Annotated in this window: 21 protein-coding genes; 18 read left to right on the forward strand and 3 right to left on the reverse strand. The window is 32.7% G+C overall.

The window, feature by feature from the left end; genetic code table 11:
* Positions 1-52 precede the first annotated feature (52 nt).
* Together Q0910_RS04290 and Q0910_RS04295 are read right to left on the reverse strand one after the other, a co-directional pair.
* Positions 53-451, reverse strand: coding sequence for a DoxX family protein (locus Q0910_RS04290; protein ID WP_299212946.1), 399 nt, complete (start codon positions 449-451; stop codon positions 53-55).
* An 81-nt stretch (positions 452-532) separates the two neighbouring features.
* Positions 533-1,687, reverse strand: coding sequence for a DNA polymerase III subunit (locus Q0910_RS04295; protein WP_299212948.1), 1,155 nt, complete (start codon positions 1,685-1,687; stop codon positions 533-535).
* A gap of 328 nt (positions 1,688-2,015) precedes the next feature.
* Between Q0910_RS04295 and Q0910_RS04300 the strand changes: the two genes are divergently transcribed.
* From Q0910_RS04300 to Q0910_RS04320, 5 genes are all read left to right on the forward strand, one after another.
* On the forward strand, positions 2,016-3,203 hold the full coding sequence (locus tag Q0910_RS04300; protein ID WP_299212950.1) for a phosphoglycerate kinase: 1,188 nt from the start codon (positions 2,016-2,018) through the stop codon (positions 3,201-3,203).
* 291 nt (positions 3,204-3,494) lie between these two features.
* On the forward strand, positions 3,495-5,129 hold the full coding sequence (locus tag Q0910_RS04305) for a LysM peptidoglycan-binding domain-containing protein (RefSeq protein WP_299212952.1): 1,635 nt from the start codon (positions 3,495-3,497) through the stop codon (positions 5,127-5,129).
* A 121-nt stretch (positions 5,130-5,250) separates the two neighbouring features.
* A complete protein-coding gene (locus Q0910_RS04310) occupies positions 5,251-6,234 on the forward strand; it encodes a DUF4837 family protein (protein WP_299212954.1) in 984 nt (327 codons plus the stop codon).
* A 90-nt stretch (positions 6,235-6,324) separates the two neighbouring features.
* Positions 6,325-8,451, forward strand: a complete 2,127-nt coding sequence (locus Q0910_RS04315) for a Tex family protein (protein ID WP_299212955.1) — start codon at positions 6,325-6,327, stop codon at positions 8,449-8,451.
* Positions 8,452-8,595: 144 nt separating this feature from the next.
* A complete protein-coding gene (locus Q0910_RS04320; RefSeq protein WP_299212957.1) occupies positions 8,596-9,666 on the forward strand; it encodes a Fic family protein in 1,071 nt (356 codons plus the stop codon).
* A gap of 77 nt (positions 9,667-9,743) precedes the next feature.
* On the opposite strand, the gene tatA is transcribed toward Q0910_RS04320, so the two are convergent.
* On the reverse strand, positions 9,744-9,935 hold the full coding sequence (gene tatA / locus Q0910_RS04325) for a twin-arginine translocase TatA/TatE family subunit (protein ID WP_299212959.1): 192 nt from the start codon (positions 9,933-9,935) through the stop codon (positions 9,744-9,746).
* Positions 9,936-10,315: 380 nt separating this feature from the next.
* Here tatA and Q0910_RS04330 point away from each other — a divergent pair, with 380 nt between their 5' ends.
* From Q0910_RS04330 to wecB, 13 genes are all read left to right on the forward strand, one after another.
* Positions 10,316-11,185, forward strand: a complete 870-nt coding sequence (locus tag Q0910_RS04330) for a M23 family metallopeptidase (protein WP_118459712.1) — start codon at positions 10,316-10,318, stop codon at positions 11,183-11,185.
* Between the two features lie 9 nt (positions 11,186-11,194).
* On the forward strand, positions 11,195-12,694 hold the full coding sequence (locus tag Q0910_RS04335; protein ID WP_299212961.1) for a GH3 auxin-responsive promoter family protein: 1,500 nt from the start codon (positions 11,195-11,197) through the stop codon (positions 12,692-12,694).
* A gap of 26 nt (positions 12,695-12,720) precedes the next feature.
* Positions 12,721-14,412: a hypothetical protein gene (locus tag Q0910_RS04340; protein ID WP_299212963.1), complete on the forward strand. Its 1,692-nt coding sequence runs from the start codon at positions 12,721-12,723 to the stop codon at positions 14,410-14,412.
* Positions 14,413-14,417: 5 nt separating this feature from the next.
* Positions 14,418-15,410 (forward strand): hypothetical protein, encoded by a 993-nt coding sequence (locus Q0910_RS04345; RefSeq protein ID WP_299212965.1) that lies wholly within the window; start codon positions 14,418-14,420, stop codon positions 15,408-15,410.
* A 301-nt stretch (positions 15,411-15,711) separates the two neighbouring features.
* Positions 15,712-16,767: a hypothetical protein gene (locus Q0910_RS04350; protein ID WP_299212968.1), complete on the forward strand. Its 1,056-nt coding sequence runs from the start codon at positions 15,712-15,714 to the stop codon at positions 16,765-16,767.
* An 85-nt stretch (positions 16,768-16,852) separates the two neighbouring features.
* Entirely contained in the window at positions 16,853-17,872 is a 1,020-nt protein-coding gene (gene rfbB / locus Q0910_RS04355; protein WP_299212970.1) for a dTDP-glucose 4,6-dehydratase, read from the forward strand.
* Positions 17,869-18,732: a glucose-1-phosphate thymidylyltransferase RfbA gene (rfbA, locus tag Q0910_RS04360; RefSeq protein WP_299212972.1), complete on the forward strand. Its 864-nt coding sequence runs from the start codon at positions 17,869-17,871 to the stop codon at positions 18,730-18,732. The genes rfbB and rfbA overlap by 4 nt, the downstream gene beginning before the upstream one ends.
* Before the next feature lie 5 nt (positions 18,733-18,737).
* Positions 18,738-19,283, forward strand: a complete 546-nt coding sequence (gene rfbC / locus Q0910_RS04365; protein WP_299212974.1) for a dTDP-4-dehydrorhamnose 3,5-epimerase — start codon at positions 18,738-18,740, stop codon at positions 19,281-19,283.
* Positions 19,280-20,140, forward strand: coding sequence for a dTDP-4-dehydrorhamnose reductase (rfbD, locus tag Q0910_RS04370; RefSeq protein ID WP_299212976.1), 861 nt, complete (start codon positions 19,280-19,282; stop codon positions 20,138-20,140). The genes rfbC and rfbD overlap by 4 nt, the downstream gene beginning before the upstream one ends.
* 1 nt (position 20,141) lies before the next feature.
* Entirely contained in the window at positions 20,142-20,873 is a 732-nt protein-coding gene (locus tag Q0910_RS04375) for a phosphocholine cytidylyltransferase family protein (RefSeq protein WP_299212978.1), read from the forward strand.
* A 1-nt stretch (position 20,874) separates the two neighbouring features.
* A complete protein-coding gene (locus Q0910_RS04380) occupies positions 20,875-21,666 on the forward strand; it encodes an HAD-IIA family hydrolase (RefSeq protein ID WP_299212980.1) in 792 nt (263 codons plus the stop codon).
* 35 nt (positions 21,667-21,701) lie between these two features.
* Positions 21,702-22,769, forward strand: coding sequence for an iron-containing alcohol dehydrogenase (locus tag Q0910_RS04385; protein WP_299212981.1), 1,068 nt, complete (start codon positions 21,702-21,704; stop codon positions 22,767-22,769).
* Positions 22,769-23,905, forward strand: coding sequence for a UDP-N-acetylglucosamine 2-epimerase (non-hydrolyzing) (gene wecB / locus Q0910_RS04390; RefSeq protein ID WP_299212983.1), 1,137 nt, complete (start codon positions 22,769-22,771; stop codon positions 23,903-23,905). The genes Q0910_RS04385 and wecB overlap by 1 nt, the downstream gene beginning before the upstream one ends.
* Positions 23,906-23,915 lie beyond the last annotated feature (10 nt).

A 23,915-nucleotide genomic window follows, 5' to 3' on the forward strand; every position in this document is an offset into this window, starting at 1 on the left:
ACGTAGAATTAACAAAAGAGCACTTTTTTTAGTGCTCTTTTTTTTAAACCTTTTAAGAATTTACCAGATATAGTCCAAAAACAGCCACTATAAAGTAACAAGTTATGGTTAAGGCTCCTTGATAGTCCTTAGCAACGCGTTGGCCAAAAAGAAGCATTAACAGTGTTATACATGCAGAAAACATAGCTCCAATCGCAAAACCAGTATGATTATCGATAATCAAATAATAAATACCCATAATGCAAAATATTGCGGTAATCATTTCGATGATCAGTATGGTACCCAACAGTAGTGGAACAATAGTACCTAAAAAAGTAGCAGAGAAATGATCTTTTAACCAGCTTAGGTTTCCCTTCCAATCTGTAATTTTGTCAATACCAGATTGTAAAAAAGTGATAAGTAAGAATAATAAGATTGTAATAGAAACAATGTGAGTCATAAAATTATCCATGAAGTCGAGTTTAGTTTTGAAAAAATAACGAATTCTAAAATTCGTAATAAAGAATAAGAATAAAAAATATTAAATAAAGCCTTATACAGCTTTTTTATGAAGCAACCGTGTTAACTTAATGGATAAATCAGTTAGAATAATTTTAGCATTACCATTCCGCTCGATATGATAAATAGCATCCTGAAGCTCATTACTGATATCCATAATGTTAGCTCCATGAATAAAAGGAGCAAAATTCTGAAGCTTAAAACCACTGGTTTGAGGTTCTAAAAATACAAGATCATCAGCTCCATAATTTAATAACAATGCTTGTCTGAAAAAATCTAGACAATAATTTAGAAATTTCTTTTGTGTTTCTCTTCCAGAACTCGCGATGGATTCACTCCAATTAATCAAATCATTAACAGCAGATTTATTGCCTTTTGCTCTAAAAGCTGTTCGAACCCATTGTATAAACCAATCCTCAAACTGCTCATCACCACCATCGTGATGCAATAAATGTAATGCTTTACTATAGTCACCATTAGCCTGATGTGCAACCTTTAATGCTTCTGCATCAGAGATACCTTCGGATGCTTTTACGGCGTCTTTAATTACTTGCTCACCCAAAGGAGGGAAATGTAAAACCTGACATCTGGATCTTATGGTTTGTATCAATTGTTCTTCATCCTCAGCAATCAGAATAAAAACTGTTCTTTCCGGTGGTTCTTCGATTAACTTTAGCAATTTGTTAGAAGCGGCGATATTCATTTTATTCGCCATCCATATCAACATTACTTTATAACCACCCTCGTAACTTTTTAAAGACAGTTTTTTTACTACCTCTAATGCTTCGTCTACACCAATTTGACCCTGTTTTTTTTCGATTCCCAGCAAAAGATACCAGTCAAAAATGCTTCCGTATGGATTTTCTTTTATAAAGGTTCGCCATTCTTCAGCAAAGTGATTTGCAGTAGGATGTTTTTTTACCTTATCATTGGTGGCAACAGGATATGCAAAATGTAAATCAGGATGTGCGAGATGATCAAATTTTAGATTACAAGATTGGATACCCCCAGTGTTTTCGCCATCCTTATTTTGACATAAAATATATTGAGCATAGGCGATTGCCATGGGTAAGGTACCACTGCCATTAGGACCAACAAAAAGTTGCGCATGCGGAATACGACCTCGTTCTACACTAGTAGTTAGGTAGCTCTTAATATGTGTAAGTCCTAATATTTCTGAAAAAAGCATAGAGCAAATATAATTTATATAAAGGTTAAAAAAATTAATTCCACTAACCTTTTATCATTTCTCCCTTGGGGAGAAACATGAATGAGGGATATAAAAACTAATCGTGGAATTAATTTTCATTTTTAATATAATAGCATACAATATCTACAGACCGGTTTGGATATAATTAGAGATAAATAAAATGTGATTTTTTCATTGAAAAGCATCTTTTTGCTAAAAATCGATAAAAGTGGAAGTTTGTAAAAAAAATAGACGACTTTTTCTATTAGTTTTCAGTGTTTTTAAGGAAATAGAATTATTTTCGTTTGCGAAAAATCAATCCAATCCGATGAAGACAATCAACGATTTCAATTTTGAAAATAAAAAAGCATTAATTCGAGTAGATTTTAATGTTCCTCTAGATGAAAATTTTAAGGTAACTGACAATACCAGAATTGAAGCTGCTAAACCAACAATTATTAAAGTACTAGAAGATGGTGGAAGCGCTGTTTTAATGTCTCATTTGGGTCGTCCGAAAGGAGTTCAAGATGAGTTTTCGTTAAATCACATTGTAGATGAGGTATCACAAGTAATAGGTGTACAAGTAAAATTTGTAACCAATTGTGTTGGTCAAGAAGCAGAAGATGCAGTAGCACAATTAAACCCTGGTGAAGTATTATTACTGGAAAATCTAAGGTTTCATAAAGAAGAAACTGCTGGAGATACTGGTTTTGCTGAGCAATTATCAAAATTAGGAGATATTTATATAAACGATGCTTTTGGTACTGCGCACAGAGCGCATGCATCAACAACGATCGTAGCGCAATTTTTTCCGGAAAACAAATGCTTCGGAAGTCTGTTAGCAAAAGAAATAGAAAGTATCAATAAGGTACTAAAGAGTGGAGAAAAACCGATTACAGCAGTTTTAGGTGGATCTAAGGTTTCTTCTAAAATTACTATTATAGAAAACATTTTAGATAAAGTAGATCATCTTATTATAGGGGGTGGAATGACATATACATTTATCAAAGCGCAAGGAGGAAAAATAGGTGATTCTATCTGTGAAGATGATAAGCAAGAATTAGCGCTGGAAATTTTGAAAAAAGCAAAAGAAAAGGGAGTACAAATACACTTGCCAGTTGATGTAATTGGTGCCGATGCTTTCGATAATAATGCGAATACTAGAGCTATGAGTGTAGATGCAATTCCGGATGGATGGCAAGGATTAGATGCAGGACCGGAAACATTAAAGAATTTCCACCAGGTGATATTAAATTCCAAAACGATACTTTGGAACGGACCATTGGGAGTATTTGAGATGGAAAACTTCGCAAATGGAACAATAACATTAGGACATTCGATTGCAGAAGCAACAGAAAAAGGAGCATTCTCTCTTGTAGGTGGTGGTGATTCTGTCGCAGCGGTAAAACAGTTTGGTTTTGGAGATAAAGTAAGTTATGTTTCTACTGGTGGTGGAGCAATGTTAGAAAGCCTGGAAGGAAAAACACTTCCTGGTATCGCAGCAATTGGAAATTAAGTTGAACTTATTCCATTGAATAACGGGATCTAATTCTATAAATTAATTCTTCGAGATTGTTTACTATTTAACAAAAGACACAAATTTCTGTAAGAAAAGTCTTAATAAACCTAAAAGTTATTAAAAATCAGTCATTTAGACTGATTTTTTTATGTTTTTAACTTGTTGATTTTTTGGATTTTAGAAAAAAAATGCGATTTTCGCAGCGGTGTTGTTGATAACTTGTTGAAAGATCGTACTAATCACCCTAAAATATCCGTTAGTTTGGGTAATTGTAAACAATATCCGAAAATGAATAATAATTGTTGGTTATATCTTAGTTTTCTTTTTTGCCTGGGTGCACTTCAGGCTCAGGATACCATCCCATCATCCATAAACACAAAAACGAAAGCTTCCAGAACATTAGCACTTGATAAAGAGCTTACACTAAAAAAAGATACTGTTCAGGTAATTGATACGACCAAAGTGATTAGTTCAATAGGCGAACTGAAAACCACAACGTTTACAAAAACAAGTGTTACAGATAGTGTGATGTATGCTGCGAAGGATCATCCGAAAATGGCACAATTAGATTCTATTTGGAAACAAGAATTATACAATTCTAGTTTATTTGATACAATCTATAAATCAGTCACAGAATTGGAATATGAGCCAGTAGAGTATGTGGACCTTCCTACAGATACATTAAAAGCTAGATTGATAGAATTGAATGCGCGTACTCCATTTAACGTGGAGTATAACCCTTCATTAGAAAGTGTAATTAAGAATTACCTTAAGAATCGTCACGAGCATTTAGAAAGACTAATGGCCTTAAGTGAATTTTATTTTCCATTATTCGAACAAGAACTAGACAATCAGAATATCCCTTTAGAAATAAAGTATTTGGCAATTGTAGAATCCGCATTAAAACCAAGAGCAAAATCTAGAGTTGGTGCAACAGGTTTATGGCAATTTATGTTCGGAACCGGAAAAATGTTCGGGTTAGAAGTAAGTTCATATGTAGACGAACGTATGGATCCTATTATGGCGACTCAAGCAGCCTGTAAATACTTGGCCAGCCTTTATCGCGTATTTGGTGATTGGGATCTGGCATTAGCATCATACAATTCTGGACCAGGAAATGTAACTAAAGCAATAAGACGAAGTGGAGGATATAAGAATTACTGGAACATACGGCATAATCTGCCAAGAGAGACAGCAGGATATCTACCAGCATTTTTGGCAACTATGTATATTTTTGAATATGCAGAAGAACACGGATTTAAGCCTAGACGACCAGAATTTGCATATTTCGAAACGGATACGATAAAAGTAAAACAGATGATTACTTTAGATCAGGTTTCCGAAGTTATGAATATCAATATAGAAGAGTTGCAGTTTTTAAACCCTTCATATAAACTAGATATTATCCCACATATTAAAGATGAAAACTATGTGCTACGTCTACCGCTTGATCAAGTAGGAAAGTTTGTAACGAACGAAGATCAAATATACACGCTGGCGCAGACAGAATTTAATAAACGAGAAAAACCGCTTCCTAAGCTTATCGAAGCTAATGATAGAATCAGATATCGGGTACGAAGCGGCGATTTCTTAGGGAAAATAGCCAGAAGATATGGAGTGCGTGTAAGTCAAATAAAAAGATGGAATGGACTACGTAGTAATAATCTTAGAATCGGACAGCGATTAACTATATATCCGCGCCGACCAGTGATGGATAGGCCAAAAAAGAAAACAACTACTAAAACGGCTGTTGCAAGCACTAACCCAGGAAGCTCTGAAGTATATACCGTAAAATCTGGAGACACTTTATGGAGTATTTCTCAGAAATTTAAAGGAGTATCTATCGAAAACCTTAGAAGTTGGAATAATATCAGTGGTACAGGAATCAAACCCGGTATGAAGTTGAAGCTATCAAAGTCCTAGACACTTTCTTTTTTTAATTAAAAAATACAATTGGAACGATTTATGATGTCATAAAGAGTACTATATCCGTTATATGGATATTATTATTTTGATATTAGCACATCCCAAGTATATTTGTATTATGAAAAAACTAGCTCTTGCCATCATCTGTGTATTATGTATAGTAAGCTGTACAGAAACTAAAAAAGACACTTCAGAAAAAATAGACGGTTCCTTAGCCCAATCTTTGGGTAAAATAAACGAATTATCCGTGGTAATAGATAATGAGTTATGGACAGGTAGTTTAGGTGATACCATACGTAAATATTTCGGAGCAGAAGTTCCTGGTTTACCACAAGAAGAACCATTATTTTCGATGAGACAATTGCCTACAGAAGCTTTCACGGGTATCGCCAGAAGAAGGAGAATGTTTCTTAAAATAGAAAAAGGAGAAGAGTCCAAAGTATATGTAGCAAAAAATAAATATGCTACTCCCCAATTGGGTTACGTGATTACTGGCACCAGTGAAGATGAGATTATCCATTTGATTCGAGAAAGATCTGAAGGGATAATTGCTAAATACAAAAAGGTAGAAACCAAAGAAAAACAGTATAGAATAAAAAAATCAGTAGAATATATTCCTCAGTTGCAAGAGAAGATGGGAATCACTCTTAAAATACCTTCTGCATATCGAATTGCTAAAGAAGAAGATAAATTCTTTTGGTTGCGTAAGGACATCAAGAACGGAGACATGAACCTTATGATTTATGAACTTCCTTTAGGAGCAATACCAAAAGACTCTAATACCATTGCCAAGATCATAGAAGTGAGAGACTCTATAGGTCAATTAAAAATTCCTACCAATTCTGGAAAGTTTATTACCGAAGAAGCGTATGCACCGTATTTGTTCGAAACTTCTTTAGATAACAAATTTACGCTCGAAACCAAAGGTACTTGGGAAATTAAAGACAGATATATGGCAGGCCCTTTTGTAAATTATGTGATTGATGATGTATCTAACAACAGGCAGTTTGTAATAGAAGGTTTTGTGTTGGCACCATCAGTAAGAAAAAGAAATTATATCTTCGAGTTAGAAGCGATTATTAAAACCATTAAATTCGATTAACCTTAGCTTTAAAATTGTAAAGAGGATATCAATAAGTTTTGATATTGGACAAGGTTTATAATATATTTAGCGGTTCAAAAAATGTAACCAATGAATATTGTTTCTTTTATAGCGAAACAGGTTCCTGTTTCGGAAAAGCAAATCACTAAAACCATCGAATTACTGGATGATGGAGCTACAATTCCATTTATTTCTAGATATCGTAAAGAAATGACCGGCAATCTCGATGAGGTAGAGATTGGCGAAATTGTAAAGTATAAAACCGCTTTTGAAGCCCTACAAAAAAGAAAAGAAAGCGTTCTTGCAAGTATCAAAGAACAAGAAGCCCTAACACCAGAACTACAGAAACGTATAGAAGCTGCACAGACTTTATCTGAAGTAGAAGACCTATATCTACCTTATAAGAAAAAGCGTAAGACTAAGGCTTCGGTTGCAAAAGAACAAGGGTTAGAACCTCTGGCTAAGATCATAATGCAACAACGTGAAGAAGAAATTCTATTCGTAGCCTCTAAATACCTAAATGATACAATTATCAATGAGGACCTGGCTTTACAAGGAGCAAGAGATATTATTGCAGAATGGATTAACGAAGATGAAAAAATAAGAAATAGACTGCGTAGATTATATCAACGCAGAGCGACGATATCATCTGCAGTAGTAAAAACAAAAAAAGACGAAGAAGAGGCACAGAAGTATCAACAATATTTTGAATGGGAAGAACCATTACAAAAATGCCCGTCACATAGATTATTGGCTATTCTTAGAGCTGAAAATGAAAAGATAGTAAGAGTAAAAATTTCGGTCCCTGAAAATGATGCACTAGATATCATAGATGATATTATGATCAAATCTAATATTGAAGCGTGTACAGATCAAATGTTTCTAGCAATTGCTGATGCGTATAAAAGATTGTTAACACCTGCAATTTCAACCGAAGTATTAAATCAAGCTAAAGAAAAAGCAGATGATAATGCAATCACAGTTTTTGCTCAAAACCTAAAACAATTGCTACTAGCGTCTCCTTTAGGACAGAAACGCATTCTGGCATTGGATCCTGGTTTTAAATCTGGTTGTAAAGTGGTTTGCCTAGATAAACAAGGTGATTTATTGCATAATGAAAATATATATCCACATCCACCACAACGCGAAACTACTAACGGGATAAAAAAGATCAAATCCTTAGTAAATGCGTATAAAATCGAAGCCATTGCCATAGGTAACGGAACCGCAGCCAGAGAAACCGAAGCGTTTATCAAAAAAATCCCATTCGATGGTCCTATTCAAGTGTTTATGGTTAATGAAAGTGGCGCATCTGTATATTCAGCTTCTAAAATTGCAAGAGCAGAGTTTCCTAATTATGATGTAACAGTCCGTGGAGCAGTATCTATTGGCAGACGATTGGCAGATCCGTTGGCAGAATTAGTTAAAATTGATCCCAAAGCAATTGGAGTTGGCCAATATCAGCATGATGTGGATCAAACCAAACTAAAAAACGAACTTGATACAGTGGTGATGAGTTGTGTAAATAGCGTAGGAATTAATGTAAATACCGCCAGCGCACCTTTATTAAGTTATGTATCCGGAATAGGAGATAAGCTAGCAGAAAACATAGTAAACTATCGATCAGAAAATGGAGCACTACGATCTAGAGAAGAATTAAAAAAAGTTCCGCGATTAGGAGGTAAAGCCTATGAACAAGCAGCGGCTTTTTTGAGAATTACAGACCCTAACAATCCACTAGATAATTCTGCAGTGCATCCCGAACGATACAGATTGGTATCCAAAATGGCAAAAGATGTAGGTGTCCCGCTAAAAGAATTAATAGGAAACAAAACAGCAATTACCAACATCAAATTACAAAATTATATTTCTGACAATGTAGGATTACCAACCCTGAACGATATCGTGAAGGAATTAGAAAAACCAGGTGTTGACCCTAGAAAGAAAGCAACTGTTTTTGAATTCGATCCAAATGTAAAAACAATTAATGATCTAAAAGCCGGAATGAAGTTACCCGGAATAGTAAATAACATTACTAATTTTGGATGTTTTGTAGATATTGGTATTAAGGAAAGCGGGTTGATACATATCTCAAAACTAGCGAATGAATATATCAGTGATGTAAATGCGGTAGTTCAGTTAAACCAGCACTTGATGGTTACTGTAATGAGTATAGATTTACCTAGGAAGAGAATTCAACTATCATTAATTGATTAGAAATAAGGCTGAATTTATTTTTCCTTTATGAAAACGCATAAAGATAATCGTATTTTCTTTACATAAAAACCATGACATGTAAAGAAAATACGATTATCTTTACATGAAAACTGTAACGTATAAAGAAATACGGAAATCATTGATATGAGTTGGAAACCTTTACATCTTCCGTACAAGGAAGATCCAGAAACCAAAAAAGTACTAAAAAATCTTTCTACGGCACATCGAGCTCTTGCAGAACTTAAAGGTGTTGCTCAATCAATTCCAAGACAAGAAATACTAATTAATACACTTACATTTCAGGAAGCGAAAGATAGTTCTGAGGTGGAAAATATAATTACAACTCATGATGAATTATATAAAAGTTCATTAGGTTTCGAAGAGTTTATTTCTCCTGCTGCAAAAGAGGTTGAAAGTTATAGTTTGGCGCTCAAACATGGTTTTACAATAGTATCTCAAAGAAAGATATTAAGCGGCAACAATATTATCGAAATTCAAAGAATTTTAGAAAAGAATAATTCAGGTTTTAGAAAATTACCAGGAACAAATCTTAAAAATCAGCAAACTGGAGAAGTTGTATATGAACCTCCACAAAGTGCTGATGAGATACAGCGGTTAATGCAGAATCTGGTGGAATTTATGAATAACGATGAACTCATAGATTATGACCCTATTGTAAAAATGGCAATTATTCATTTTCAGTTTGAAAGTATACATCCTTTTTATGACGGAAATGGGCGTACAGGTAGAATTATTAATATTCTTTATTTAGTACTACAGAATTTACTAGATATTCCTATTCTATATTTAAGCAGATACATTATTAAACATAAAGGAGATTACTACCGATTTTTACAAGATGTACGAGATAATAATAATTGGGAATCATGGATTTTGTTTATGATAAAAGCAGTGGAAGAAACCGCTATACACACCATTGATCTTATTAAAGATATAAAACAAGATATGATGTATATGAAAAATATCTTGAGAGACAACTATAAGTTTTATAGCCAAGAGTTACTAAATCATCTTTTTAAAATGCCTTATACTAAAATTGAATTTTTAAAAAATGACCTAAAGATAAGCCGTGTAACGGCTTCGAATTATTTAAATAAATTATCAGATGATAATATTATTCATAAACACAAATTAGGCAAGAGTAATTATTACATTAATCCTTTGTTAATGAATACGTTGATTAAAAAACAGTAATTACAAGTTAAACCTAAAACCAGAAAACCATCCGTTTTAGGCGGATGGTTTCTTATATATTATAATAAAAGTTGAAATTATTTTTTCTCTTCTATTTTATTAGGATCTTCTTCTTCTTTAGAGGCATCTTTAAATTCTTTGATCCCGCTTCCTAAACCTCTCATCAATTCCGGAATTTTTTTACCTCCGAATAAAAGTAAAACCACAGCAACAATCAATGCGATTTGCCAAGGGCCTAACATTCCTAAAAATACACTTAATGATATCATGATCTTAAAATTAGATTACAAAGTTAACAAGATTTAGGTAAAAAAGACATTTTTGAAGTGCTAAAAACTCCTTTTGTGATAATATTCACACCTTCAAATAAGACTATTCACACCTAAATAACGTTTTATACCAGTTGTTGTTTGAATTTACTTGAAAAGAAAATTAAGGTTTTTTTATCTCAGTGAGTAAGAAAAATCAATCATAGCAGCGCTACGGTTTATTTTTATTCTGAAACTGAGGTGAAAAAAGAACATTTTATTCCAGTAAATTCAAATGGCAAATGGCAAATGGTAATATTGTAGAATTTAGCATTTTTATCCCTAAACAGAATATGTATATTTGCGTAACAAAAACAATTGCCCTGATAGTAGATTAATCTATGGCTAAAAAGAAAAAAGAACAAAAAAGAATTACCAAAAAACTACTAAACAAGTATCGATTAGTAATTCTTAACGAAGATACCTTCGAGGAGCGAATATCATTTAAACTAACAAGACTTAATGTTTTTGTATTAGTTATGATTACTTCGATCGTTTTAGTTTCTTGCACAACTATTCTAATTGCTTTTACACCATTAAGAGAATATATTCCCGGATATTCTTCAACATCTCTGAATCAAAAAGCAACTAGATTGGTTTCTACTGCAGATTCTTTGGAAACTGTATTAACCGTTAATCAGGAATATTATAAATCGATCAAGAAAGTCTTGATAGGAGATGTTAAGACAGTTGAGTTTGATATTGACTCTGCACTACAATCACAAAAATTAAACCCAGAAGAAGTAGACCTAAGCCCATCAGAACAAGACATGAAACTTAGAGAAGAAGTTTCTAGAGAAGATAAATACAGTTTGTTCGAAAGCGAAAAGTCAAGTACTGATTTTTCACTATTTCCACCAGTAAAAGGTAGTATTACATCCAAGTATAACGTTAATGAAAAGCATTATGCAATTGATGTCGCAGTACCAAAAGATACGCCAATCAAAGCTGCCGCTGCCGGAACTGTAATTTTTGCAGAATGGACATCAGAAACGGGCCATGTGATCATATTAGAACACGGAAATAGTTTATTAACAGTTTACAAGCATAACGCTTCGTTGACAAAACAACAAGGAGAGTTAGTGAAGGCTGGAGAAGTGATTGCAACTGCTGGATCAACAGGAGAACTTTCTACAGGCCCACATTTACATTTTGAATTGTGGAGAGATGGATACCCTACAGATCCATCAAAATTTATTGATTTTGAATAACAACATATAATGTCTATTAAATCATTAGGGGCAAAGATTTTTGCAAAACATATCCGTAAAAAGATAAACAAGTGGGCTAAGAACCCTATAAAAACCCAAGAAAAGGTTTTTAACAAGTTAATACTGAATGCTAGAAATACAGCTTTTGGTAAAGATCATGGGTTCCATACTATAAAAACGCACGAGGATTTTGTGAAAAAAGTACCTATCCGTGATTACGAAGAGCTACGTACATATGTAGATCGTGTTGTAAAAGGAGAAAGTGATGTACTATGGCCTGGAAAACCAGTTTATTTTGCTAAAACGTCTGGAACTACGAGTGGAGTAAAATATATTCCATTAACCTCGGATTCTATGCCAACGCATATCAGAGCTGCGCGAAATGCCATTCTATGTTATGTAGCAGAAAGCGGAAAAACTGCTTTTGTAGATGGCAAAATGATATTTCTTCAAGGAAGTCCGGAACTCGTAGAAAAGAACGGAATAAATTTAGGAAGACTTTCAGGAATTGTAGCGCATTATGTACCAAAATATCTGCAGAAAAATAGATTACCAAGCTGGGAAACTAATTGTATTGATGATTGGGAAACAAAGGTAGATGCCATAGTCGAAGAAACTGTAGATGAAAACATGACAATCATCAGTGGAATACCACCTTGGGTGCAAATGTATTTTGAAAAACTTAAACAGAAGAAAGGAAAACCTATTGGAGAGCTGTTCAAGAATTTCGAGTTGTTTATCTACGGAGGTGTAAACTATGAACCTTATAAAGCTACCTTCGAGAAGTTAATAGGAAGAAAAGTTGCCAGCATTGAATTATATCCTGCGTCAGAAGGTTTTTTTGCTTTTCAGGATAAGCAGAATGAAAAAGGAATGTTATTGCAACTGGATTCAGGAATGTTTTATGAATTTGTAAAAGCAGATGAGTTTTTTGAAGAAAATCCTAAAAGATTAACGATTGGTGATGTTGAGGTTGGGGTGAATTATGTGATGCTTATTTCTTCTAATGCTGGATTATGGACATACAATATAGGGGATACAGTGATGTTTACGAGTACCTCACCCTACAGATTGGTGGTTTCTGGTAGAATTAAGCATTTTATTTCTGCATTTGGAGAACATGTAATTGGTAAAGAAGTAGAACAAGCTATACAAGAAGCGGCAGAAGCAACAGGAATAATGATCAAAGAATTTACAGTGGCACCCCAAATTAATCCGGATGACTCCGAGCTGCCGTATCACGAATGGTTTGTGGAGTTTCAGGAAAACCCAAAAGACATAGAAGAATTTGCCTTGCAAATTGATAATTCTTTACGAAAACAAAACACATATTACGATGATTTGATAGTGGGAAATGTGCTGACAACTCTCAAAGTTAGAACAGTTCCTAAAGATGGCTTTAACACCTATATGAAATCTATTGGCAAACTAGGAGGGCAAAACAAATTACCAAGGCTTTCTAATGATAGAAAGATTGCCGATTCCTTAACAATCAGCATAGTTAAATAAGTTATATATTTGTTAGGAAAAATTTTATGCCAAATTTGAAATTACAAGGAAGAACAAGATCTCAAGAAAGCTCGAGTGCAATAGAACGTATGTATATCACTATGCGACACCTATTCAATAGAGGTTTTTATAAACCTATGGGAGTTTCTGGAGATACGTTAAGAGAAGGATTACTAACACTTCGTCCAGAAATTTATGGTTCGGTAGCAGAAGAAAAAGTAGAACTAGATGGGTTGTTATATGTAATCGATCGTTTGCCAATCGGAATCGAAGAATGTCGCTATATAAATCTTACCAGTGAAGAAGGATATAAAAACTCACATTTTAAAGTAATTGTTCCTCCAAAAAGAAGAAGAAACTGTTATAGGATTGATAACGAACAGATGAATATCGAGATTACTCGTGGAAGATCAGAGATCTATGACATTCTTACACACCTTACCTTTTTGTTTATCGAATCTCATAAGATTATGAACCGAGTGGTAATTAACGAAGAAGGAAACGTAACACGAGATTGGGATAAATTAGAAAACGCAGTATCCTCTAAAAAAGAACTTACAAAGGCAGAACGAGAAGTTGCGCTAACACATACTGCTAATATATTAGGAAGAACTTTTCAGGAAGTTACTTCTATCTACGATAGTTTTTCTTGTCCCGAGAATAAAGAGAGATTTCTTCATATAATTTACTGGTTAGGTAAGTTGGCAATGGATGAATCTGTTAATGGAAATAAGAGAATTGTTACTTTTAGTCCGGTTTTAAGAGAACGTCTAGGACATCATATTCACGGAGAACGATGGGCAAATAGCATAAAAAATAAATTGGAACAACTCAATTTATTAGAAAGGCCGATACATATCATAAGTGCAAACATGCATAGTGTGATGAATACATTATACGCCCCAATTGCTTTAAAAACAGAACTAAAGAATAAGACTACTTTTGATATTTATGAATTGCTTAGTGAAAGCAAGAACGATAAACTAAGAGCTAAAGTAGAAAAACTAGCCCTGCAGAAAGGAATGACCTACTTAGAGGATCAAAGTGGGACAAATATTAATGTTCAGATATTTGATACTTCAAAACACTCAGAAGGGATATACGCGTCATTTATATCGGATGTTAAAAAGGAAAATAAACCAGTGATTATTGTAATGGATTATGCGTTTGGAGAACAAGCGTACGAGACCATGGATGAACTTCTTAAACCATATGTAAAACCGGAAGAAAGAAAATACCTTAATGTTAAATCAGTTTCTCTAATGGGAAAAGCAGGTATTCTAGAAGGAGGAAAAGGAGATATTATGATACCTTCTGCTCACGTTTTTGAAGGAACAGCCGATAACTACCCTTTTGATAATGGATTGAAAAAAGAAGATTTAGAAGGACACGGAATTGATATTTATGATGGTTCCATGATAACTGTATTAGGAACTTCTTTACAGAATAGGGACATATTAAAGTTTTTTCACGATTCTACCTGGAATGTGATAGGATTGGAAATGGAAGGTGCTCACTATCAAAAAGCAATTCAATCTGCATCCAAACTACGAGGTAGTATTAGTTCTGACGTAAAAGTAAACTACGCATATTATGCTTCCGATAATCCATTAGAAACAGGAAGTACGTTAGCATCTGGAGGATTAGGAACAACAGGAGTAAAACCAACATACCTGATTACTGAGAAGATTTTAGAACAGATATTTAATGAAGCTTAGATAATATGAGTGAAGAAAAAACTAATAACATAGAAATAGATTTAGGACAATTTTTCAAATCTATTATAAAAGGTTTCAAGAGTTTGCTAAAACTTTTAATTAAAGCTTTGTTGTTTTATAAGAAGAAGTGGGTTCTATTTTCGATTTTGTTTGTTGCTGGGGCTATTGGTGGTTATTTTTTGGAGAAAGCTTTTGCTCTAAATAAAAGACATAAACAAGAAATTATTTTAGAGCCTAAATATGATACTACATCTTACATATATGAATTTGTAGATAACTTGAATATTAAATTTAAAGATAAGTTATTTTTAAAAGAAATAGATCTAGATTCGACAGATATAAAGTACCTAAAGAAGATTACCTTAGAACCTATTATCCAATCTAAAGATGTTTTGGATGAATTACAAAGGACTTATAAAGGCCAAAACTTTTTCAATCAATTTATGGATGGGTATGAAGATGAAGCCTTAAATAGCGAGAAGTATAAAAGCTTTTTCAAGAACCATAAATTGACATTAATATTTAAAGGAGGGAATGAAAATAATGCTAAAGTTTCTAAACAGTTATTAGGTTTTATAAGCTCTAACGAATATTACAATAAAGAACTTTCTTTGACGCTAAAACAAACAAAATCTAATTTAGAGAAGAATAAAGAGACATTAGTCTTCGTTGAAGAATATTTGAAGAAGCTAAGCAAAAAACCCTTTAATCAGAATAAGGAGATTATAGTTGTTGGAGGTGATTCAGAGATACCTACAATAGCCTCTCTCTTAGACAGGAAGGAGTCTTTAATGAGAATAATTAGTTTTCAGGAAAAACTTTTAGAGTTGGATACTAAACTGTTTGATATAATAGAATACGGTAATGTTGTACGGCATCCAGTAGGAATTCATAAACGAATAATTGTATTATTACCTGTGTTGCTTTGCTTTTTTGTGTCTATCATATTTTTATTTAAAAATTCTACAGGAAAATTAGAGAATTTTATTAACAACTAGTTTAAATTCTATTATTGTGTCTAAAAACATATTAGTAACAGGAGGAGCTGGATTTATAGGTTCAAATTATTTGAATTTTTGATTTCCCAAAAAACATCGTATTAAATTGAGATGGAAGTTTCTAACATTTGAAGAAGAAATGATTTCATCAATCTTTTGAGTATGATGTGTTTATAAATATAGTCGTAACAGATTTCCTCCAAAAAGCGCAAATAAGATTTATACAAATAAATACAATAAATTCTTTAAAAGAAAGTAACTTTGCACACGTAAATAAAACTATACATTACTTGAATAAAGCATGAGTACACAAGAAAACTCTTCAGAAGAAATAGATTTAGGACAGTTATTTAAGTTGATAGGAGATGGGTTTAATAAATTATTTAGATTCATAGGGAATATATTTAAAAGTCTTTTTCATCTGTTAATCCTTTTTCTTCAGTTTATACAGAAACATTTTTTAAAATTCGTAGTTGCAGGGGTTGTTGGTATAGGAATAGGTTGGTATTGGGATTATGTTTCTGAAGATTTATATAGATCTTCAATGATTGTTGAACCTAACTTTAATAGTACACAGCAGTTGTATAACAATATCGAATTTTATAATGAATTAGCAAAAGAAGAAGCGTACCAAACCTTAGCATCTTCTTTAAAAATTTCGGATAAAGAAGCAGAAACTATAACCGAAATTGAGATCGAATCATTTACTGATGATAATCAAAAACTAAAGTACTTTAGTGATTTTGTTTCTACTTTAGACTCTATTTCTAGAGTTAATTTGAGCTATGAAACGTACTTAGTAAATTTTAATAATATTAATTCCAGGTTCCACAAAATAGAGTTAAAATCAAAGAACCCTGAGGTGGCAAAAAAGTGTCAAAACGCGATAGTCCGTTCTATAGAAAATAATAACTATTTTAATATTCAGAAAAAAACACATGAATTAAATTTAAAAATTAGTGATTCTGTAGCAAGAAAACAATTAGTCGAAGTTGATTCCCTTAGAGTATTTTATCAAAAGTTGAAATTGCTAGAGATTAAAAAGCCAGAAAATTCAGGGGGAACTAGCATTAATTTGAGTTCAGAAAATCAAAATTTGGATCGTTCTGAAATCGCTTTACTAAATGAAGCTAAAACACTCAATACTGAAATTATTAGATTAAATCAACAAAAGGCAGATTCGGAGAATATTATTAATGTGATTTCTGATTTTCCTGATAAGGGGGCGTTGGTAAATGATTTCTTTTTCCAAAAGAAAGTATTGTTACCGTTGAGTTTGATTTTATTGACGTTCTTTTTTCTTATGTTAATATCAGTAAATAGATATTTAAAGAAATACGAAAAAAAAGGTTTGTAAAATTAGAGCTTCTAACGGGAATAAAGTTTAAAACTAATTTATAAATCAAATCATTAGGAAAAACAAAAACACAGATTTAATAAAAATGGATACAATATTAGTTACTGGTGGAGCGGGTTTTATAGGCTCTAATTTTGTTCCTTACTTTCTAGAAAGCAATAAGGATATTGAAATAATTAATGTAGACAAGTTAACTTATGCTGGAGATTTAGATAATTTAAAGGAATTGGAAGAAAAGGAGCGATATAGTTTCGTTGAAGGCGATATTTGTGATAGAAGTCTTATTGAAAAAATATTTAAGGAAAATAAAATAATAGGTGTTATTCATTTTGCTGCTGAATCACACGTCGATAACTCTATAAAGGATCCAGCCATTTTTATCAAGACTAATGTTCTAGGGACTTTTACATTATTGGATGTTGCTTATAAGTATTGGATGGATGCTCCATTTAGTGTTAAAAGTGATAAAAACAAGTCTCGATTTTTACACATATCCACAGATGAGGTATATGGATCTTTGGGAGATGAAGGTCTTTTTACAGAGGCAACTCCGTATGCACCTAACAGTCCGTATAGTGCGTCTAAAGCGTCTTCGGATATGATAGTGAGAAGTTATTATCACACTTTTGGATTAAATGTTGTAACTACTAATTGTTCTAATAATTATGGACCAAAACAACATGATGAAAAATTGATACCAACAATTATTAGAAAAGCTACTTCAGAAGAAAACATTCCAATATATGGAGATGGTAAGAATGTTAGGGACTGGTTATATGTGTTGGATCATTGCAAAGGAATAGAAACTGCTTTTAAGAATGGTATAAGCGGTGAGACATACAATATCGGAGGACTGAACGAAAGAAACAACAATTATATAGCGTCTAAAATTTGCCAAATATTAGATGAAAAAGTTCCTCGAAAAGAAGGGAAATCTTATACAGAACTTATTACTTATGTAAAAGATCGTCCTGGACACGATTTACGATATGCTATTGACGCATCTAAAATAGAAAATCAATTAGGTTGGAAAGCAGATGAAAATTTTGAAACAGGAATAGAAAAAACCATCACCTGGTATCTGAAAAAATATAGTTTTATATGAAAGGAATAATACTTGCAGGAGGATCTGGAACAAGATTACACCCTCTAACTTTAGCTGTTAGTAAACAGTTAATGCCGGTGTATGATAAACCTATGATTTATTATCCTTTATCAACTTTAATGTGGGCAGGGATAAGAGAGATTCTCATAATATCTACGCCTCATGATTTACCTTCATTCAAAAAATTACTTGGAGATGGAAAAGCTTTTGGATGTAGATTTGAATATGCGGTTCAAGAACAACCAAATGGTCTCGCAGAGGCATTCATAATTGGAGCAGACTTTATCGGTGATGATAAAGTGGCACTTATTTTGGGAGATAATATTTTCTATGGGACAGGCTTAGCAAAACTTTTGCAAGCTAATAATGATCCACAAGGAGGAATTATATATGCCTACCATGTTCATGATCCGGAAAGATATGGAGTAGTTGAATTTGATGAAGAAGGTAAAGCAATATCAATCGAAGAAAAACCTTTACAGCCTAAGTCAAACTTTGCGGTTCCTGGAATTTATTTTTACGATAATGAAGTTGTAGATATTGCAAAAAACATAAAACCTAGTCATAGAGGAGAACTGGAAATTACCGATATAAACAAAGTATATCTGGAAAAAAAGAAATTGAGCGTAAGTATTTTAGATAAAGGAACGGCATGGCTGGATACAGGTACTTTTAATTCTTTAATGCAGGCATCTCAGTTTGTACAGGTAATTGAAGAACGTCAAGGCTTAAAAATAGGAGCAATAGAAGAGGTAGCATATAAGATGGGTTACATTACGAAAGCTGAATTAAGAGAACTGGCAAAACCATTGATCAAAAGTGGTTATGGTAAACATTTAACTAGCATTTTAGAAGATTAAATAATATGACAGCAAAGGAAACTAAACTAAAGGGTTGCTTTATACTGGAACCTTCGGTTTTTGAAGATGGAAGAGGTTATTTTTTCGAAAGTTACAATCAAAGTAAATTTAATGAACTCATAAATCAAGATGTAAATTTTGTTCAGGATAACCAGTCTTTTTCTACAAAAGGGGTAACTAGGGCACTACACTATCAATTAGGAGAATATGCTCAAGCCAAATTAGTAAGAGTTTTACAAGGTAATGTATTAGATGTTGCCGTTGATTTGCGTAAGGACTCGCCGACCTTTAAACAGTATGTTGCTGTGGAATTATCCGAAGAAAATAAAAAACAATTATTTATTCCTAGAGGATTTGGACATGGTTTCGTGGTTCTAAGTGATACAGCTACTTTTTTTTATAAATGCGATAACTTTTATAATAAAGAAGCTGAAGGAGGGATTATTTTTAATGATACATCTCTTAATATCGACTGGAAATTACCCGAAGACCAGCTTAAAGTGTCTGATAAGGATAAAGTTTTACCATCATTTGAAAATGCTGAGATATGAAAAATATTTTGGTTACAGGTGGTAAAGGACAATTAGCTTTATGTATTAAAGATGTTGAGAAAAATTTACCGGATTTTAATTTTATCTACGCAGATTATGATGAGCTTGATATTACTAAAGAAGAAGAAGTAAAGTTTTTTTTAGAAAAAGAAAAAATAGAATATTGTATTAATTGTGCGGCATATACGGCCGTAGATAATGCAGAATCAGAAGGAGAAACTGCAAAAGAAGTTAATGAAACTGGGGCGAGATTTTTAGCGGAATCCTGTGAAAAATATAATGCTGTTTTCATTCAGATATCTACGGATTTTGTGTTTGATGGAAAACAATCATTTCCATACACTGAAACAGACAAAACAACTCCACTTAGCGTATATGGTGTCACAAAACTATATGGGGAAAATGTAACAATATCTTCTGTTCAGAAACACTTTATAATTAGAACTTCATGGTTATATTCTGAATACGGGAATAATTTTCTAAAAACGATGCTAAGATTAGGAGAGGAAAGAGAAGAACTTAGTATAGTTTGTGATCAAATAGGAACCCCAACATATGCTGGAGATTTAGCGAAAATAATATCTAAAATAATTATTGAGGATTCTTCTTCGTATGGCACCTATCATTATAGTAATGAAGGTGTAGCAAGCTGGTACGATTTTGCAAAGGCAATTTTTGAAGAAAGCGATATAAAGATTAAGGTATTACCAATAAAAACCGAGGCGTATCCTACTCCAGCAAAGCGACCTAGTTATAGTGTAATGGATAAAACGAAAATCAAAGAAACATTTAAAATAGAAATTCCTTATTGGAGAGATAGTTTACGAAAAGCGTTAAGTAAAATTCATAAGATATAAAATGAAAAAAGATATAATAATTCTTGCTGCAGGTGTTGGTTCTAGATTAAGACCTTTGACAGATACCGTTCCTAAAACAATGGTAGAAGTAAATGGAGAAGCGATTATCGAAAGACTCCTTAAACAGATTGATGGAATCGATAGTGTAGACGCTAATATTAAAATTGCTTCCGGATATAAAAGTCAAATATTAAAGAGTTTTGTTGATGGGCTAAAATTAAAAACAAATATAGAGTTTATAGAAAACCCCGATTACGATACCACAAACAATATGTATTCTTTACATTTAGCTCTCTCTGCTTTGAAAGAAGACAATCATATTGTTATTATTAATGCTGATTGCTTTTATGACAATTACATAGTAGAAGGAATTCTTACTTGTTCAGGAAATTATATCGCTATAGATAAAGGTATATACAATGAAGAGTCCATGAAAATAAGGACAAATGGAGAAGGCAAAGTTATTGGTATGTCAAAAGCTTTGGAAGAAAACAGTGATGTATATGTTTCAATAGACATTTACGCCTTTGATAAAAATAACAAGAAAAAAATATTCCAAATTGCTTCAGATATCATTAATAGTGGAGAATTGAATAGTTGGACAGAAGTAGCAATAGACTTGTTAGCTAAACAAAGAGATTCAAACATAAAATACCTCGACATGACAGCAAAGAGATGGATGGAAATCGATAATCATGAGGACCTAAAAAAAGCAGAAAGGATATTTAATTAGAATGAATTACAAGGCATTAATATTAGATTTGGATGGTACTGTATATGTTGATGGGAAACCTATTAAAGACATTGTATCCAAATTGAATAAATTTAAAGAAGAAGGTAATAAGCTTATTTACTTGTCTAATAATACCACTGTTAGTAGATCCGTGTATTATGATAAATTATCTAAACTTGGACTTAATGTTAGCGATGGTGAGGTAGTAACGCCAATAACAATAGCTGGAGCTTATTTAAATAAAAAATACAAGAAAGGATATACCGTAGGTACTAAAAGCTTTATAAAGGAATTAAGGGAAAGTTTCAAGATAGAGCAAGACAGTGAAGATCCAGAGTTCGTTTTAATCACATTTGATAATGAAGTTACTTATGAAAAGTTAAAAATTGCTTGCCAACTTATTAACAATGGAGTTCCCTATTATATAACCCATATAGATTTAGCTTGTCCATCCGAAAAAGGACCAATACCAGATTGTGGAGCTATTGCATTGCTGGTAGAAAGTGTTACAAAGAAAAAACCAAGAACTGATTTTGGAAAACCTTCTAATGAGATGGTAGCTCATATCGCTAGTTTAATTTCTGATATCCCGAAAGCTAAAGTTTTAATGGTCGGAGATCGTTTATACACTGATATAGCGTTAGGAAATAAACTAGGTATTCAAACATTGTTGGTTTTAACAGGAGAAAGCAATTTTGAGGACATTAATGACCACAAAAATCATCATTTTCTTGTAGATCATTGTTCGGAAACATTAGCAGATTTCATGGAAGGTAATGAATTCGCGTTATAGTAGTCTAATTATCATCAATAAAAAGAGAACATGTAATGATATTTTCACAATTAACAAACTTACCAATTATCTTTCAGGTAGATGAAGATATTTATACAAAAGTTAATGGTTTTTTGCAACGAAGTAAACTTTCATTCCATAAGATCTTAGTTGTATCGGGTAGATCTGTTTCATTCTCTTATGCTTCCAAAATTGCCAATCAGTATGGTTGGGATACTTATATTCTAAATGATAACACCTTTTTAGAAATAGAAGAGTTGAAAAAAAAATGTATCAATAAAGGGTATGACCTTATTGTTGCAGTTGGTGGTGGAAAAATTCTTGACTCTATAAAAAGGGTAAGTTATTTAATTAATATAAATCACCTTTCTCTTCCTACAATCATATCTAATGATGGATTAATATCTCCCATCGCTGTGATTAAAAATCAAATTGGAAAAACAGAAAGTATTCCTGGCATGATGCCAATGGGAGTTATTATCGATTTAACAATAATCAAAAACTCTCCACTGAATTATATAAGAGCCGCTGCAGGAGATATATTATCTAATTTAGCGGCCACAAATGATTGGGTATTAGCCCATAATGAAGGAAGAGATCATATTAATGATATAGCGTTTCATTTGTCAAGAAGTGCTGCAAACTCATTAGTGAATTTTGAAAAAAAAGAACTTGACTTTAAACCTTTTTTAAGACAAATAATACAAGGTCAAGTAAATTCGGGAATTGCGATGTCACTTGCAGGGAGTAGTCGCCCTTGTAGCGGAAGTGAACATCTATTAAGTCATGCGATAGACTTTTTGAATCTGTCTAAAAATGTTTTACATGGTATACAGGTTGCTTCAATTAGTCTATTTATACTTTTTCTACAAGACAAACTACTTAAAGAGTATGTCTCTTATGCAACCGCTACTAAAATTCCTTTATTATTCACGGAATTACTAGATTCTTGTAATGATGAAATTATAAAGGGAATTTTCCAAAAATCAAAAGAAATGAGGCCCGGAAGATACACTGTTTTGGACACTATTTCTGAAGACGTTTTTGTTGAAAAATTTTATCAATATCAAGGGATATTAAAAACTCTTAAAGAAACAGAATAATGAAAATAAAGAACTTAATAGTTTTTGGAACACGACCAGAAGCGATAAAAATGGCTCCTTTGGTCATAGAGTTTCAAAAGCATAGTGATATTTTTGATACAAAAGTTTGTATTACTGCGCAGCATAGGGAGATGTTAGATCAAGTGTTATCATTTTTTGAAATCTCACCAGATTATGATATGAATATCATGAAACCTAATCAAAACCTTTATACTTTAACATCAGACATTATTTTAGGATTAAAACCTGTACTAGAGGAATTTAAGCCGGATTATGTTTATGTTCATGGTGATACAACAACAACCATGGCAACAAGTATCGCTGCTTTTTATTCTGGAGCTAAAGTTTGTCATGTAGAGGCAGGACTAAGAACGTTTAATAAAAGATCTCCTTTCCCTGAAGAAATTAATAGATCCGTGACAGGGAGAATAGCTGATTATCATTTTTCACCTACAACAACCTCGAGAAAGAATTTATTAAATGAGAATATTCCAGACAAAAATATTTTGGTTACTGGAAATACAGTTATTGATGCACTACAATTCAGTGTTTCAAAAGTAAAAGCAATTACTTATGAAGATAAAGAAATAAAGGAGTTAGAAAATATAATAAATATTTCAAAAAAAATTATTTTAGTTACAGGACATAGAAGAGAAAATCATGGCCAGGGATTTCTTAATATATGTAGTGCTTTAAAACAAATAGCAGAAGAAAACCCGGAGACCCAGATTATTTACCCTGTTCACTTAAATCCGAATGTGCAAAAACCTGTTTATGAGTTACTAGATGATGTTGAAAATATTAAACTCATAAATCCGTTGTCATACCCTGCTTTTGTATGGTTAATGGATATGTCTTATTTAATCATTACTGATAGCGGAGGTGTTCAGGAAGAAGCACCGAGTTTAGGGAAACCTGTATTAGTTATGAGAGATACGACAGAAAGACCAGAAGCCATAGAGGTAGGAACAGTTTTATTGGTGGGGACAGATAGGGAAAAGATAGTTTCCGAAACAAACAGATTAATTAAAAATACTACTGCATATAGTAATATGAGCTTACTCCATAATCCATATGGTGATGGAAAATCTTGTAAAAAGATAGTTAAGTATATATGCGACATAAACACAAAATAACCCGCTTTAA

Origin of the sequence: uncultured Aquimarina sp. (genome assembly GCF_947495315.1) — a bacterium.
In the GTDB taxonomy this organism is placed as follows: domain Bacteria; phylum Bacteroidota; class Bacteroidia; order Flavobacteriales; family Flavobacteriaceae; genus Aquimarina.